This is a genomic window from Desulfothermus sp. (assembly GCF_053993635.1).
In genome coordinates, this window is sequence record NZ_JBMYBT010000001.1 from 15321 (window position 1) to 31271 (window position 15951).

The 15951-nt window shown below is 36.6% G+C and carries 10 protein-coding genes; 5 read left to right on the forward strand and 5 right to left on the reverse strand.

What is annotated here, in order from left to right; genetic code table 11:
* Window positions 1-4: 4 nt before the first annotated feature.
* The 3 genes from ACY2V1_RS00075 to ACY2V1_RS00085 all read right to left on the reverse strand — a co-directional run bounded on the left by ACY2V1_RS00075 (window position 5) and on the right by ACY2V1_RS00085 (window position 2672).
* Window positions 5-574, reverse strand: coding sequence for a bactofilin family protein (locus ACY2V1_RS00075; protein ID WP_461832750.1), 570 nt, complete (start codon window positions 572-574; stop codon window positions 5-7).
* 3 nt (window positions 575-577) lie between these two features.
* Window positions 578-1591 carry a peptidoglycan DD-metalloendopeptidase family protein gene (locus tag ACY2V1_RS00080; RefSeq protein ID WP_461832751.1) on the reverse strand — a complete coding sequence of 338 codons (1014 nt, stop codon included), beginning with the start codon at window positions 1589-1591 and terminating at the stop codon, window positions 578-580.
* Window positions 1592-1880: 289 nt separating this feature from the next.
* Complete coding sequence (locus ACY2V1_RS00085) at window positions 1881-2672, reverse strand: enoyl-CoA hydratase-related protein (RefSeq protein ID WP_461832752.1); 792 nt, start codon at window positions 2670-2672, stop codon at window positions 1881-1883.
* Window positions 2673-3007: 335 nt separating this feature from the next.
* Here ACY2V1_RS00085 and ACY2V1_RS00090 point away from each other — a divergent pair, with 335 nt between their 5' ends.
* From ACY2V1_RS00090 to ACY2V1_RS00110, 5 genes are all read left to right on the forward strand, one after another.
* On the forward strand, window positions 3008-4996 hold the full coding sequence (locus ACY2V1_RS00090) for an FAD-dependent oxidoreductase (RefSeq protein ID WP_461832753.1): 1989 nt from the start codon (window positions 3008-3010) through the stop codon (window positions 4994-4996).
* Window positions 4989-7691 carry a formate dehydrogenase subunit alpha gene (gene fdhF / locus ACY2V1_RS00095; protein ID WP_461832754.1) on the forward strand — a complete coding sequence of 901 codons (2703 nt, stop codon included), beginning with the start codon at window positions 4989-4991 and terminating at the stop codon, window positions 7689-7691. Before ACY2V1_RS00090 ends, fdhF begins: the two co-directional genes overlap by 8 nt.
* A 311-nt stretch (window positions 7692-8002) precedes the next feature.
* Entirely contained in the window at window positions 8003-10993 is a 2991-nt protein-coding gene (locus tag ACY2V1_RS00100; protein WP_461832755.1) for a phosphoribosylformylglycinamidine synthase subunit PurS, read from the forward strand.
* Window positions 10994-11025: 32 nt separating this feature from the next.
* On the forward strand, window positions 11026-11802 hold the full coding sequence (locus tag ACY2V1_RS00105) for a prepilin peptidase (protein ID WP_461832756.1): 777 nt from the start codon (window positions 11026-11028) through the stop codon (window positions 11800-11802).
* A gap of 50 nt (window positions 11803-11852) precedes the next feature.
* Window positions 11853-13139 (forward strand): phenylacetate--CoA ligase family protein, encoded by a 1287-nt coding sequence (locus tag ACY2V1_RS00110; protein WP_461832757.1) that lies wholly within the window; start codon window positions 11853-11855, stop codon window positions 13137-13139.
* 133 nt (window positions 13140-13272) lie between these two features.
* Here ACY2V1_RS00110 and ACY2V1_RS00115 read toward each other — a convergent pair whose 3' ends face one another.
* Window positions 13273-14970 (reverse strand): acyl-CoA dehydrogenase family protein, encoded by a 1698-nt coding sequence (locus ACY2V1_RS00115; protein WP_461832758.1) that lies wholly within the window; start codon window positions 14968-14970, stop codon window positions 13273-13275.
* A 96-nt stretch (window positions 14971-15066) separates the two neighbouring features.
* Window positions 15067-15498: a MarR family winged helix-turn-helix transcriptional regulator gene (locus ACY2V1_RS00120; RefSeq protein WP_461832759.1), complete on the reverse strand. Its 432-nt coding sequence runs from the start codon at window positions 15496-15498 to the stop codon at window positions 15067-15069.
* Window positions 15499-15951 lie beyond the last annotated feature (453 nt).

The window sequence follows — 15951 nt, forward strand, 5'->3', positions numbered from 1 at the left end:
TGGATTATTGGGAGGACTCAGTGAAAGATTCTTTTACCTCAATTAAGTCATCATCATCATTGACAGACATATTCAAAGGATTTGATTTATTATCAGAAATTGATATGCTCTTTTCAAAATCGTTTATTTTTTCTTTTATTTCATTAGATTTTTTCCCAGTTAATAAAGAGAATTTTTCAAACAAACTACTGGTACGGGAATCTTTGTCAATGTCTTTAATTTGTTCCTGCATGTTACAATTACCATGCAAGATTCCGCCTTTTTCTACTGAAAAGACCTTTGTAGAGATATCACCTACTACTTTACCTTTTTCACCTATAATTAGGGTTTCTTTGGCAATTATATTACCAATGACTTTGCCGTGTACAACTATATTTTTGCCAGAAATATCGCCTTCAATATGGGCACTGTGGTTTATATATACGTCTTCTTTACATTCAATTAAGCCTTTAAATGTCCCTTCAATACAAATGCTATCTTCGCCTTTAAAGTTCCCTTCAAAGGAGCTATTTGCACCAATTAAGGTAGGGCTTGAGTCAATACTTTCCTTTTTGTCTTTTTTCCCAAAAGCCATTTTTTACCTCAAAGCAAGACTTTTTAACCTTCTATCATAAATATAATATATGGGATTTACAGGCTTTCCATCGACTTCTATTTTGTAATGGACATGTGTCCCAGTGCTATGTCCTGTATTTCCCATGTAACCGATTACATCCCACCTTTTTACCTTGTCGCCTTTTTTTACAATTGCTTTGTACATATGTCCATATAAGGTTACAATATGAGGTGTATGTCTTATTCTCACGTAATTTCCAAGAATCTTGTTCTTCCCAACTTTTATTACAACACCATCTGCTGGTGCAACAATTGGGGTCTTCCAAGCTGACGCAATATCAATGGCGCCGTGAAATTCCCTTTGCTGGGTAAAGGGATTTGTTCGCCAGCCAAAACCACAAGAGATCCAAAATTTATCTCCTTTAATGGGGAGAATGGAAGGCATGTGCCTTAATTTTTTGTGTCTCTTTTCCAAATAATCTACAAGTTGGGCAAAGCTTTCTTTTAAGTCTTTTGAATAAGATACGATGTTTTTTATTTTTCTAAAATGTGCTATATTTTTATCATCTATAAGTGAAGGTTCTTTTGAAATAGATGACTTGTTGTATTCAAAACCTCCCTGGTGGGAAAATTTATCTGAACTTGTCTCCTCACTTTCAAGCCCCAGGAATTTTTTTATCTTATCTTCCATTTCCTCCATATCTGTGAGTTCTTTTTGGACACTCGATAGCTTTTGCTCTAAAGAAGATATCTTTTTTATTTTATGCTTTAAATCTTGCTCCAGACCATAAATTCGTTGTTGTTCTTTTTTTAATGTTGTAGTGAGTTCATCAATTTTTTTACTTAGAGAAATAATCTCATTTTTTGAATTAGAAATTTTAAACTGCTGGTAAATAGATACTCCTCCCAAAATTATAAAACCTGTATATATAAGAAAATGAAGAAAAATTATAAAATAAGTTTTGAGCGGACTAAAAGAAACCCTTTTATAAGTATTTTTTGACCTTGAGAACCAGACAATTGATACCTTTTTCAACTAGTTATTCTCCTTAAATAACAAGTGTGCGAGTTGGGTTAAGTGTTCTTTTTACCATATACAGATGACAGACATAACTTAAAAATTCAGTATATAATATAGCCATTTTAGTAAACAAAAAAAAATTCTTTGTCAAATAGAGGTTTAATGATGAGTTGGTGGACAGCGTATGGACAGCGTAATTGTTTTTACATAGGAAAATTCAGAAGGTGACGGATGAATGGTAAATTAGTATTGGCATTTAAAAAATATAGGGAGCAGGGGACTGAATAAATGTCCCCTGAATTATTTAGCTTGTAAATGACCCCTTAAAATTTGGTTTTCTCTTCTCTAAAAATGCAGTAGCTCCTTCTTTTGCATCTTCACTTGCAAATGAGGTTGCAAAGGCTTCAACTTCCAGGGCACAACCTGTCACAAGGTCTACCTCAATTCCTCTGTTTATTACTTCTTTAATTGCCCTCAACGCCACTGCTGCTTTGTTCGCCAAGGCCTTGGCTACTTCCATTGTCTTGTCCATTAGTTCTTCAGGTTTGAAAACCTTTGCCACTAATCCCAGTTCCTTTGCTTCCTGGGCACTTATTTGTTCTCCCCTCATGCAGAGTTCCTTGGCCTTTGCCCTTCCCACCAATCTTGCAAGTCTTTGGGTGCCTCCAAAACCAGGGATTATCCCAAGGTTGATCTCAGGCTGGCCAAATCTTGCTTTTTCCGATGCATAGATAAAGTCACAGCTCATGGCAAGCTCACATCCACCACCTAAGGCATACCCATTTACACATGCAATTGTTGGGATGGGAAGGTTTTCTATTTTAAAGAAGATGTCCTGTCCCTTTTTGGCAAAAAGTCTGGCTTGAAGGGAGTTCATCTTTGGAAATTCAGATATGTCTGCTCCAGCTACAAAGGCCTTATCCCCAGCACCAGTGATTACAAGTACCCTGGCAAGGTTTTCTTTATAAATTCTATCTATTACATCTTCTATTTCACCCAATGTCTCAGGATTTAATGCATTTAAAACCTTGGGTCTATTAATAGTTAACAGAGCCACATTTTCTTTTACTTCAAAGAGTACATTTTTATAGTCCATAGCAACCTCCTTGTTTTATGCGTTTTGTATCTGAATTAGATGAAGTTGATATATCTGATTTTTTTATTTCTGTCTATAAGCAGAGATATAAAAATATTTTTCTCTTTCTGCTAACATTGTGCTTTAGGGTAAGGTAGAATTTAACAAGAAAAATTTAAAAGCAATGATATCTAGTTGAAAGTAACATTAAAAAGTTGTATGCAACACACATTTGAATATTTAACGCTATTATCTTTTTTCAGTCTAAAATCAAATATGGTTAAAAATTTTAAAAAGGTTTTTTTGAAGGTCAGATCAGTTGCCTGTGCAAACTAAAATAAGCTAGGGGGATATTTATGAAAGTAGTTTATGGCGTATGGGGAGATAGGGTGATAGATAATCGCCACCTACCCCATGATCAAATTCCAGATGAGCCAGGTTTTGATGGTTTAGATTTATCAAGTAAAGGCAAAAAGACCCTTGGATTTGTTGCCTGGAATGGATTTTTGGTGTTTGATAATTCAGTAGATTTAATTGACCTTTTGAGAAAATATGTTGAGATTATACAAAGGGATGTATCATGTGGAAAGTGCACTCCTTGCAGGTTAGGCACCAAGGTGGCAATGGATGTTTTAATGCGTATAGTTGAAGGTGTTGGTCGGGAAAATGATTTAAAAATATTGGAAAAAATGGTGGAGCTTACCTATGATGCTTCTATGTGTGAGTTGGGACATACGTCTCTAATTCCCCTTGGAAAGGCATTGACTCATTTTAGGGATATATTTTTGAGCTCTTTGAAGACAAAAAATGAGATAGACACCTTAGATTATAGATGGAAAGTAACTGCCCCGTGTATAGAGGCATGTCCAATTCAGATAGATATACCTCAATATATTGAGTACATAAAAAGGGGATATTACTCACTTTCTCTTTTGACCATTCAGGAAAAGAATCCGTTATCTTCTATATGCGGCAGGATCTGTGTGGCATTTTGTGAGCATGCATGCAGGAGAAGACAAATTGACTCTCCCATTGCTATAAAACATTTAAAGAGATTTGTATCTGATTGGGTATATGATTTGGAAAAAGAAGATCCTTATAAAGCATTATCCAAGGAGCCTCCAAAGGGGAAAAAGGTCGCCATAGTTGGTGCTGGTCCTGCAGGTCTGACAAGTGCTCACTTTTTACTTAAAAATGGATATGACGTACACATTTTTGAAGCAACAGACCGAATTGGTGGGATGATGATGTGGGGAATCCCTGAATATAGACTTCCTAAAGAAGTTGTAAACAGGGATGTAAGATTAATTAAAGACCTTGGTGCAGAGATATACTATAACAAGGCCCTTGGTGAGGATTTTACACTCAAAGAATTAAAAGAAAAATATGACGCAGTATTTATAAGTATTGGTGCCAAAAAGACCAGAAGACTTGGCATACCTGGAGAGGAGTTAAATCCAGAAGGATATTATGATGCCCTGGAATTTTTAAGGAAATATAATAATAATGAGCCAGTTAAGCTGGGTAAAAAAGCAATTGTTGTTGGAGCTGGTAATGTTGCCATGGATTGTTGTAGGTCATTAAGAAGGCTTGGTGTAGAAGAAGTATTAGTGGTCTATAGAAGGACTGAAAAAGAGATGCCTGCACATCAGGAAGAATATGAAGCTGCCTTAAGAGAAGGAGTTAAATTTCAATTTCTCCAAAATCCCACAAGGATTATTGTTGAAGATGGAAAGATAGTTGGAGTTGAGCTTGTAAAGATGAAATTAGGTGAGCCAGACGCATCTGGAAGGAGGAGACCAGAGGTGATTGAGGGTTCAGAGTTTGTAATTGAGACAGATATGCTCATTCCTGCCATTGGACAACAGATTGATCTAAGTTGGCTGGACAATGAGAAAGACCTAAAAATAAAAAAGACAAAACGGAATACTATAGCCGTTGATAAAGATACCCTCATGACAGATGAAGAGGGAATTTTTGCTGGTGGAGACTGTGTCTTGGGCCATGCAACATTGATTGAAGCTGCAGCACAAGGAAAGAGGGCTGCAACCTACATTGACCAATACCTAAGATATGGTAAATTTGAGATAAAAGATTCTCAAATGATATCTGATATGTTGAAAGATACTGGCCTTTTTACAGAATCCCAATTTGTGGATTATTTTGAATCAGAAATAAACAAAAAGATGTTAATAGAAGAGACCCCCCTTATTATTAAGAAAAAGGCGGATCCAGAAAATATAATTATAACACCTATGGATGCAATAACAGATGCAGATAGGTGCCTTAGATGTTATAAAGTGATTTTAGTTGGGTTTGATAAAGGAGGTGATACCAATGATTAGTCTTACAATAGATGGTGTTAAAATAGAAACTAATCCTGGTAAAACAATTTTAGAAGTTTGTCAGGAAAATGATATATATATTCCAACTCTATGTTATTTAAAGAGGCTTGGGGCTATAGGCACTTGCAGGATGTGTCTTGTTGAAATAGAAGGTCTGACTATTCCTGTTGCCAGTTGCACCACTAAGGCAAAAGATGGAATGGTAATACATACAAATACAGATAGATTAGATAGACTTAGGAGGGAAAATCTAAAGATATTAATTGCCCATCATCCTATATCAATTTTTTCCTCAATAGATGAGGACAATGAATTGCTTTCCCTTGTCCATAGATATGGGATTACTCCAGCAGAAATATATGAATATGGAACTGAACCAATAGAATATCATAAATCAAAGCATCCATCTCCAGTTCTTAAATACAATCCCAATAGATGTATATTATGTGGAAGATGTATTGAGGCATGTACAGAGGTGTGTAGAGTTGGTGCACTTATGTATGATGGAAAAGGGGCATCAGCAGTTGTTAATGCACAACAAAAAACAATATTTTATTCTCCTGAGTGTATTTCTTGTGGAGAATGTCTATCAGTATGTCCTGTCAATGCCATAGAATTTGAAAAGGCAAGATATGATGTTCCAAAATGGGCAACAAAGGATGTTGAAACAATATGTCCTTATTGTGGTGTTGGTTGTACTGTTATTTATAGGGCAACTGACCAGGAGATTATTGGGGTTGAGAAAAAATATGAAAAAGGGGTCAACAAAGGTAGCCTGTGTGTAAAAGGAAGGTTTGGATATGATTTTGTAACAAATAAAAACAGATTAAAGACTCCTCTTTTGCGGCAGTCAAATGGATTTGTTCCAATATCATGGGATGAGGCATATGATATAATCAGAGTAAAATTAATGGAGATAAAAGCAAAATATGGTCCAGATGCAATTATGGGACTTTCTTCTGCAAAATCTAGAAATGAGGACAATTATCTTTTTCAGAAATTTATAAGGGCTGCAATTGGTACAAACAACGTAGACCACTGCGCCCGTCTCTGACACTCCTCAACAGTGGCCGGGCTGGCCGCAACATTTGGTGCAGGTGCCATGACTAATTCCATAGATGACATGACAAAGGCAGATGTAATCTTCGTAATAGGCTCAAATACAACAGAGGCCCATCCAGTAATTGGTACCATGATAAAAAGAAGCGTAGATGTCAGGGGCGCTAAGCTAATTGTATGTGATCCAAGAAGAATAGAACTTACAAAATTTGCCTTCCTGTGGCTTAGACATAAACCTGGAACAGATGTTACCCTGCTAAATGGTATAGCCCATATCCTTTATGAAAAAGGGATGTGGAATAGAGAGTTTGTGGAAAATCGAACTGAAAATTTTGACAAATATTTAGAGGTAATTCGTGAATATACGCCAGATAAAGTAAGTTCAATATGCGAAATTAGTGTGGAACAACTAAACAGGGCAGCTGAGTTAATTGGATCTGTTACCAATGTGTCCTTTGTATATGCAATGGGTATAACCCAGCATAAAAATGGAACCGATGTGGTGAAATCAGTTGCAAATTTGGCTCTTTTGACTGGAAATGTAGGTAAAGAGAGAAGTGGAGTAAATCCTTTGAGGGGTCAGAATAATGTGCAGGGCGCATGTGATATGGGAGCACTTCCAGATGTTTTGCCAGGATATATGAGCGTTAGGGACCATAATGTTAGACGGTTATTTGAGGTGGTATGGGGAGTCCAAAGTCTTCCAGATAAACCTGGAACCAGGGCATCTCTCATTAGCCATGAGATAGATAAGGGCAATATCAAGGCCCTTTATATAATGGGAGAAAATCCAGTATTGACCGATGCTAATTTGACTGGTTTAAAAAATTCCTTTGAAAAGCTGGAGTTTATGGTGGTTCAAGACATCTTTTTAAGTGATACTGCAAAATATGCAGACCTAATCCTTCCAGCCACGTCATCATTTGAGAGTTATGGCACATATACAAATACTGAGAGGCGTGTTCAATTGGTAAGACCTGTTTTAGAACCAGTTGGAAATTCAAGACCAGACTGGATGATTTTAAGGGATCTTATGAGACATTTTCAAATCAGTGCTGATTATTCCTCACCTGAGGATATATTTAATGAGATTCGAAAGGTAGTGCCCCAGTATAGGGGAATTACATATGAGAGGCTGAAAAAAGGTGGTATTCAGTGGCCATGTCCATCTGAAAACCATCCTGGGACTAAATTCTTATACAAAGATAAGTTTAACACACAAAGTGGAAAGGCAAAATTTGATCCTGCAATTCAGCCTTCATATGAGGAAGATTTTAAAGATTATAAATATACCCTTACAACTGGAAGGGTTATATACCACTACCATACTGGCACCATGACCAGAAGGAGCTATGCCCTTGATAAATTGGCTCCTCAAGGATATGTGTGCATAAATCCCGACGATGCCAGGGAAATTGGAATTGAGAAAGAGGGCAAAGTAAGATTAAAATCAAAGGTAGGTGAGTTAGTAGCACCTGTTAAGATAACTGATGTGGTTCCAAGAAAAGTGATATTTTCCACCTTCCACTTCTCTGAACTCCCAATAAATACTTTAACATCAGAAAGACTGGATCCTGTGTGCAACATACCAGAATTTAAAGTGATCCCTGTGAATATTGAACCTGTTGATTCGTGATTCGTAATTCGTGATTGGTGATTGGTGGATTAGTGATTAGTGGATTGTGATTTGTAGGGGCAATTCATGAATTGCCCCTACCAGGGATTGTTGATTTGGGATTGCGGATTCACCCATTGATCCGTGATTGGTGAGTGGTGGATTAGTGATTGGTGGATTTGTGATTTGTAGGGGCAATTTATGGATTGCCCCTACTTGTAATTGGGGATTAATCCAAAGAGGGCGCCTTTACAAATTTCTTGATAGTTTTTCATCTCTGATATACAAATCTTCCTTTACAACCTTACTCTATAAAAATTGAGGGGCTTTTTATGGGAGTGTTTAGACTTTGTGTAGGGCTTTTAAAGGGTGTCAGGGATGTCAAAGGTCTGTCTTTGAAGAGGCAAATTAAAAGGGACCTAAATATAGACTTAGATGATGTGAGATTGATCAAAGTTTATACAATAGTAGGTCTAGAGAAAAAATACATAGATGAAATAATTGACAAAGGCATATTACACGATCCTGTTATAAACTTGGCTTCTCCTAAACCCCTTGCAAAGGGATTTGATTGGATAATTGAGGTGGGATTTAGACCTGGTGTTACTGACAATGAAGGCAGAGTTGCCAAGGAGGCAATAAAAAACGGTCTTGGTATTGAAGATAGAGATGAGCTAGGTGTGTATTTTTCAACCCAGTATTTGATTTGCGGAAAATTAGAGAAAAAACAAGTAGAGCACATAGCAAGGGATCTTCTCTGCAATGAATTAATTGAAGAGTTTAGAATAAAATCAAAATATGAATGGGAAGACTCTCCTGGATTTGATATCAAAATCCCTAAAGTCACAGGCAAATCATCTGATAAAGTTGAAGTGATAAAAATAAGTGAGATGGATGATGATGAGCTCATGGAATTGAGCAGACAGAGGGTTTTAGCCCTGAGTTTAGACGAGATGCAGGTTATAAAAAATTACTACTCACAGGAGAATGTTAGGGCATACAGGAAAAAGATTGGTCTTGCACAAGATCCAACAGATGTGGAATTAGAGGCCATAGCCCAGACATGGTCTGAACACTGCAAACACAAGATCTTTAATGCAAAAATTGAATATATTGAAAAAAATACCAATAAGAAAAGAACAATAAATAGCCTATTTAAGACATATATTCAAAAGTCCACAGAGATATTGAGAAAGAGAATGGGAGATAAAGACTTTTGTCTATCTGTTTTTAAAGACAATGCTGGAGTCATTAAATTTGATGAAGATTACAGTGTGTGTATTAAGGTAGAGACCCATAATAGCCCATCAGCCCTGGACCCTTACGGAGGTGCATTAACTGGTATTGTTGGCGTAAATAGGGATCCAATGGGGACTGGTCTTGGTGCAAACTTGCTTTGCAACACAGATGTATTTTGTTTTGCATCTCCATTTTATGATAAACCCCTTCCACCTAGACTGCTCCACCCAAGAAGGGTCTTAGAGGGAGTGAGAAAAGGGGTTGAAGATGGGGGAAATCAGTCTGGGATTCCCACAGTAAATGGAGGACTTGTTTTTGATGAAAGATATCTTGGAAAGCCCCTTGTGTTTTGCGGAACAGTTGGAATTATGCCAAGGCTTATAAATGGTAGGCCATCCCATGAAAAAAGGGCAGAAAAAGGTGACCTTGCTGTTATGGTAGGGGGACGTGTGGGTAAGGATGGAATACATGGGGCAACTTTTTCTTCAGAGGCCTTACACGAAGGATCTCCAGCAACTGCAGTGCAAATTGGCGATCCAATAACCCAAAAAAAGATGTATGATTTTTTGATGAAGGCAAGGGATTTGGGCCTTTACAATGCAATTACTGATAACGGCGCAGGAGGACTTTCTTCCTCAATGGGTGAGATGGCACAGGATTGTGGAGGGTGTGAGATTGACCTTAAAAAGGTCCCTTTAAAATACGATGGACTTGTTCCCTGGGAGATACTCTTATCTGAAGCACAGGAAAGGATGAGTGTGGCTGTTCCAAAACAAAATATAGACAAATTTTTGCAACTTGCAAAAGAGATGGATGTTGAGTCCACAATTTTAGGTGAATTTAATGATTCAGGCTATTTTAGGGTAAGGTATGGGGAAAAAATAGTGGCAGAGCTTGATATGGAGTTTTTCCATGAAGGTGTGCCTCAAATGAAATTAAAGGCAATATGGGATCCCCCTTCCCAAAAGCCATTTATTGTGCCTGAAAAGGCAAAGGAAAATCCAAAACAGATCTTGCGGAATATGCTCTCTAGGCTCAATATTTGTTCAAGGGAATATGTGATCCGTCAATATGACCATGAGGTACAAGGGGGGAGCACAATAAAACCACTGGTTGGTGAATTTTTAGACGGCCCATCAGACGCAGCAGTTATCAGGCCCATTTTGACAAAGGATAGGGGGTTGGTTGTATCTAATGGTATATGTCCACGCTACAGTGATTTAGATACATATTGGATGATGGCCTGTGCAATTGACGAGGCAATTAGAAATGCAATTTCTGTTGGGGCAAATCCCTATCATATGGCAGGGGTGGATAATTTTTGCTGGTGCGATCCTGTTCAGTCTGAAAAGACCCCTGATGGCCATTATAAACTTGCCCAACTTGTCAGGGCAAATATGGCACTTGCACATTTTTGTATGGGCTTTGGTGTGCCCTGTATTTCTGGCAAGGACTCCATGAAAAATGATTATGTAATGGGAAATATTAAAATCTCTATTCCTCCAACAGTGCTGTTTTCATTAATTAGCGTAATCCCTGATGTACATAGATGTGTTACCTCTGATTTCAAAGAATCAGGAGAATGCATCTATATCCTTGGTCTTACAAAGGATGAAATGGGCTCCTCAGAATTTGCTTTAGAAATGAACATAAAAGCAGGTTATGTCCCACAGGTAGATTTGCTTTCAGCAAGAAATCGTTACAAAAAGATGTATGAAGCAATACAAATGGGGATCATATCATCCTGCCACGATATATCTGATGGAGGACTGGGAATTTGCGTGTGTGAAATGGCAATTGGCGGTGATTTAGGGGCAGTTATCGATATAGATGCGGTGCCTTGTTGTCCCGCTCAAATGGAATTTGAAAAAATTATGTATTCTGAGTCTCCATCAAGGTTTGTTGTTGGAGTACCAAAAGATAAGAAAGATGAATTTGAGGCTTTGTTTAAAGGGGACTTTTGTTCATATATTGGTGAAGTTACAAAACAAAAGCAAGTAGTGTTTAAATATAAAGGTAAAGAGAGAATAAGGGATAGTGTTGACAAAATAAGATATTTCTGGAAAAAGACCCTGGATTTTTAGGAGGAGTGTGAACAGAGCAGGACTAAACAACTATGACACATTCTATTTTTTTTGCTTTCATATCTTTTATTTTAGGTGCTTGTCTTGGTAGCTTTTACAATGTCTGTATCTATAGATATATTGCTGGAGAATCTATAGTTACTCCTAGATCTCATTGCCCAAAATGTTCCCATGTGCTTTCATGGTGGGAGAATATCCCTCTAATTAGTTATTTGATTTTAAGAGGTAGATGTTTAAAATGCGGGGAGAAGATTTCTATTAAATATCTAGTTGTTGAGTTGATATCAGCTATATGGGCCTTGGGTGTTTATCTGAAGTTTGGTTTTTCAATTCCATTTTTTATTTTCCTCCTATTTGGAGGTATTTTTATAATTCTTAGCTTTATTGATTTAGAGATCTTTATCCTCCCAGACGAGTTAACCCTATCTGGAAGTATCTTAGCTTTTTTAAGTGCCCCATTAATTGGAGTACCTTTTAAATTGTCGTTTTGGGGCGCAGTTGTTGGTGGGGGATTTTTTTTATTAATTCAGCAGGGATACAAACTAATTAAAGGCAGAGAAGGGCTTGGAACAGGTGATATAAAACTCATGTTTATGATTGGAGCGTTACTAGGTGTTAGTGCAATTCCTTTTGTGGTGTTTGTTGGCTCAATTATGGGACTTTTGGGTGGTCTTTATTATCTGAAAAAGCAAAATCAAACCACTCAAAACCCAATTCCCTTTGGACCTTTTTTGTGTTTAGCAGCATGTTTGTATATGCTCATTGGTAAAGAGGTTATTTTATGGTATTTAGGGTTGTTAAGTAAATAAATCCAATAACTATATCTAAAAGATATTAAGAAAAATTGAGGTGAGAAAAAATGGGATATAGATTTTTAAAAGAATATTCAGAAGATCAGTTAAGGGATATTCAATTAAAAGGGCTTAAATGGACAGTGGAGCATGTGTATAATGGCAGTGAATTTTATAGAAAAAGACTAAAAGAACATGGAATCTCGCCTGAAGATATCAAATCTTTAGATGACTTAAAGCATCTTCCATTTACAACAGCAGAGGATTTGAGAGAAAATTATCCCTTTCCTTTTTTATCAGTTCCCATGAAGGATGTTATAAGGATTCATGCATCCTCTGGTACAACTGGAAAGAGAAAGATTTTGGCCTATACAAAGAATGATGTGGAAGTATGGAAGATGATGATGGCCAGGTGTTTTGAGATAGCTGGTCTCACTGAAGAAGATAGGGTGCAGATTGCAGTTGGATATGGACTGTGGACAGCAGGAGTTGGATTTCAGCTTGGATGTGAACATTTTGGGGCAACTGCATTGCCAATTGGTCCTGGGAATATGGAGATTCATTTACAATTTTTGCAGGATTTAAAACCCACATGCCTTTGTTCAACTGCCTCTATGGCACTTTTGCTTTCTGAGGAAGTTAACAAAATGGGTCTTAATCCTGAAGATATTTCTTTAAAAAAGGCCATATTTGGTGCTGAGCCACATACCCCTAAGATGAGGAAAAGGATAGAGCAAATTCTTGGGCTAGAAGATTCCTTTGATATTCCAGGTATGACAGAGTTGTATGGTCCAGGTACTGGCTTAGAGTGTTCAGCGCACTCTGGAATTCACTATTTTGCAGATATCTTTATCTTGGAGATAATTAATCCAGATACCCTTGAGCCTGTTGAAGATGGAGAGATTGGAGAGATGGTGGTGACTACTTTAAGAAAAGAGGCTGCCCCGCTAATTAGATACAGGACAAGGGATTTGTCCAGAAAGATTCCAGGTGAGTGTCCATGTGGATTAAGGCTTCCAAGGCACGACAGGATTGTTGGAAGATCAGATGATATGATTATTTTTAGAGGGGTTAATATATATCCAACTCAACTTGCAGAGATTTTGGAAAGAATCCCAGAGGTGAGCAGTGAATATCAAATAGAGTTATCTAGAAAAGATGGACTGGATCATATGAAATTAAAGGTGGAGCGGGCTGAATATGTGACAAAGGACATGGATGAAAATCTTAAGAAAACCATCAGCGATCTCTTAAGAAAGAAGTTATTGGTGAGAATTGAAGTGGAGCTTGTGGACATTGGAAAACTGCCGCGTACCTTTGCAAAATCAAAAAGAGTTATTGATATGAGGGACTAATTGCGTGTAATGCCCCCAAAAGTAAAGACAAATTTTAAAAAAATTTAGTTATGTTAAAAATTTCTTTGTCCATGGTGGTTATTAATAGGTCCATTGCTTCTATTTAAAAAAGCAATGGACCTTAAGGATAAGGCTATGGATTCATTTCATAGGTATCCACTAAAGACAGAATATAGTCTTTATAAATCTTTTCAAATCTATTGTCATCAACTTGTGGTTTTCTAACCATCTTTAGACAGTATTCCATCTGTTTTGGAGATGAACATCTTTTGTGGTAAAGTTGAACAGCAAATCTTGAAAAATCTCTAACCATAAAGTCAAATATTTGATCTAGCAACATAACATCAGTATTGTTAAATTCAGCCTCTTCTAAAATTAATTGTCCATATGCAACCAAAGAGAAAAGCTCGCCCAATTGCAATAAGTAATCAATATCCTTGGCCTGTTCCTTGGTTGGTGGGTCAGCCATAAGCATCTGTTTAAAAAGTTCCACTTGTTCTTTAAAAATCCTCAGATTTGGAAAATCAAATTTATTGTAGATGAGATTGTAATCGTGGAACAGAACTTTTGAAAGCCCCCCAGTTGGACCTTGATTAAATAGAAAATCGTCATTTTTGGCATCTGTTCTCTTTGGAATAGGATCAAATTCTTTGGGATTAAAGAAGTAGTTGGGCATAAATTTTACAACTAAAGCCATGTTTACATGAACAGTACCTTCAAGTTTTGGAAGTGCTCTAATATCTCTAGTAGCCATTTCAAAATATACATCTTTTTCAAATCCTTTTGCAGCAATAACATCCCACAAAAGATTTATTACTTCTTCTCCTTGAGTTGTTACTTTCATCTTAACCATTGGATTATATAAAAGATATCTTCTATCATCTAATGATGCACTTCTCATATAATCTATAGCCCTTGAAGAGAACATTTTCATTGCAACCAGTCTTGTATATGCATCAAGGAAAAGTTGTTTAATATGAGGAAATTCTGTTACAAATTTACCATATAAATTTCTTTTTGAAGCATGATTTAAAGCTTCATAAAATGCATGTGTGCATATACCTATTGATGCCCATCCTAAATTCAATTTTCCTACGTTGATTGTATTCAACGCATCATCCCATGATTTTTTACCTTTGGATAAAATATCATTATCTGTTATTGGATATGAATGCAGAGCAAGTTCTGCAACATAGTTTTGTGAATTTACAACATTTTTAACACATTCATAATTTTCATGCTTTGGATCAACAACAAAGAAAACAAAATCATCAGTTTCAGAATCTTTACCAAAAATAGATACAAGTGCAGCGGCATTTCCATTTCCTATGTAATATTTACCGCCATCTGCAACATACTTTCCATCTCCTAAAGGAGTTAACATCATTTCTGTGGAATATAAGTCTGCTCCATGGGCCTTTTCTGAAAGACCAAAGGCAAATATCCCACCATCTTCTAAGAGCTTAACAGTCTTTTTCTTTACCTCTTCATTTTCACCCATCCAAATTGGACCAAGTCCCAAAATGGTTACTTGCCAAGTGTACCAATAAGGAAGTCCATAAAACCCTAGAATCTCATTTAAAACACAATTTCTGTAAGTGTCCCATCTCTTGTCAGGATCATCAGAATAAGAAGATGGGGTTAATAGGGTTGCAAATAATCCCTTGTCCTTTTGAAAATCCAAAAAGTCTTGATACCACACCCTCTCGTGATCATCCTCTTTGATCTTAGCAAGTCCTTTGTGTTCAAAAAAATCAACTGTCTCTTTCATCAACTCCTTTGATTTGTAGTCTAAGTTTTCAAATTTTTCTTTTTTTGGATTTAATAACATAATCTGCCTCCTCAATTATTTTGTATACTAAATTTTTATTTAAAAAATAAAGGGCCTAAAAATTAAGCCCTTTAACCTGTAACTTGTAACTATTTGTTAATCTTTTTCAATAAAATCCTTTAACAGCCTTTTAAAAAGAACCTTTTCTTGTTCACTAAAACCAACTAACAACTCTTCATTTGCCTTTTCTCTTTCTATTATTAATTTATCTTTCAATTCATTTGCTTTTTTTGATGGATAGAGCTTATAAAGCCTTCTATCCAACTGGTCATTTTCTTTTATTATCCAACCACCTTCAACCATTCTATCAATAACACCAGACAAAGTAGCCCTATCTAATATTAAGATCTTGCTTAAATCTGTGGCACTAATCCCTGGACTGTACCATAATGCCTCTAGAACCAAATGTTGAATATTTGTTAATCCATAAGGGAATATTCTCTTTTTGAATTTACCATGTGCCTTTTGATATGCCTTGCCTAAGAGAAATACTAGACACTCGGGCAAATCATTGGGGAGTTTAGGCAACTTATCCTCCTTAAAAAACATTGACCTGAATATTAATTAGATTTCAAGAGATAAGTCAACCCATTTGAAAAGAGTAATTTTTTGAAATGAATTAAGTAGATTATATGCTATCAATAAAATGGGTAAGTTAAATTTGTCTTGCCTCAGACGGAGTTGGAATTTTTCTCAAGATATGTTAGCTAAAAAATACAAATAGCAAAAAGGTGCCGGGCGAATAATAAAAGTTTTACAGTGATATAGACCACTTTCTAGTTAGTCTTATTCTTGACAGTCCGTTTTACCCATTCACGCATCTACACATTCACCCTCTACGTTCTAAGTTCTACGTTCCAGGTTCATGGGTTTATTGAGTTTATTGGGGTTAACCCTTATACCCATACACCCTTGTATTCAGAGTAAATATCCTCTGTCCATATGGGGTGTCTTCTACAATATAACCTTTTTCTTTGAGGC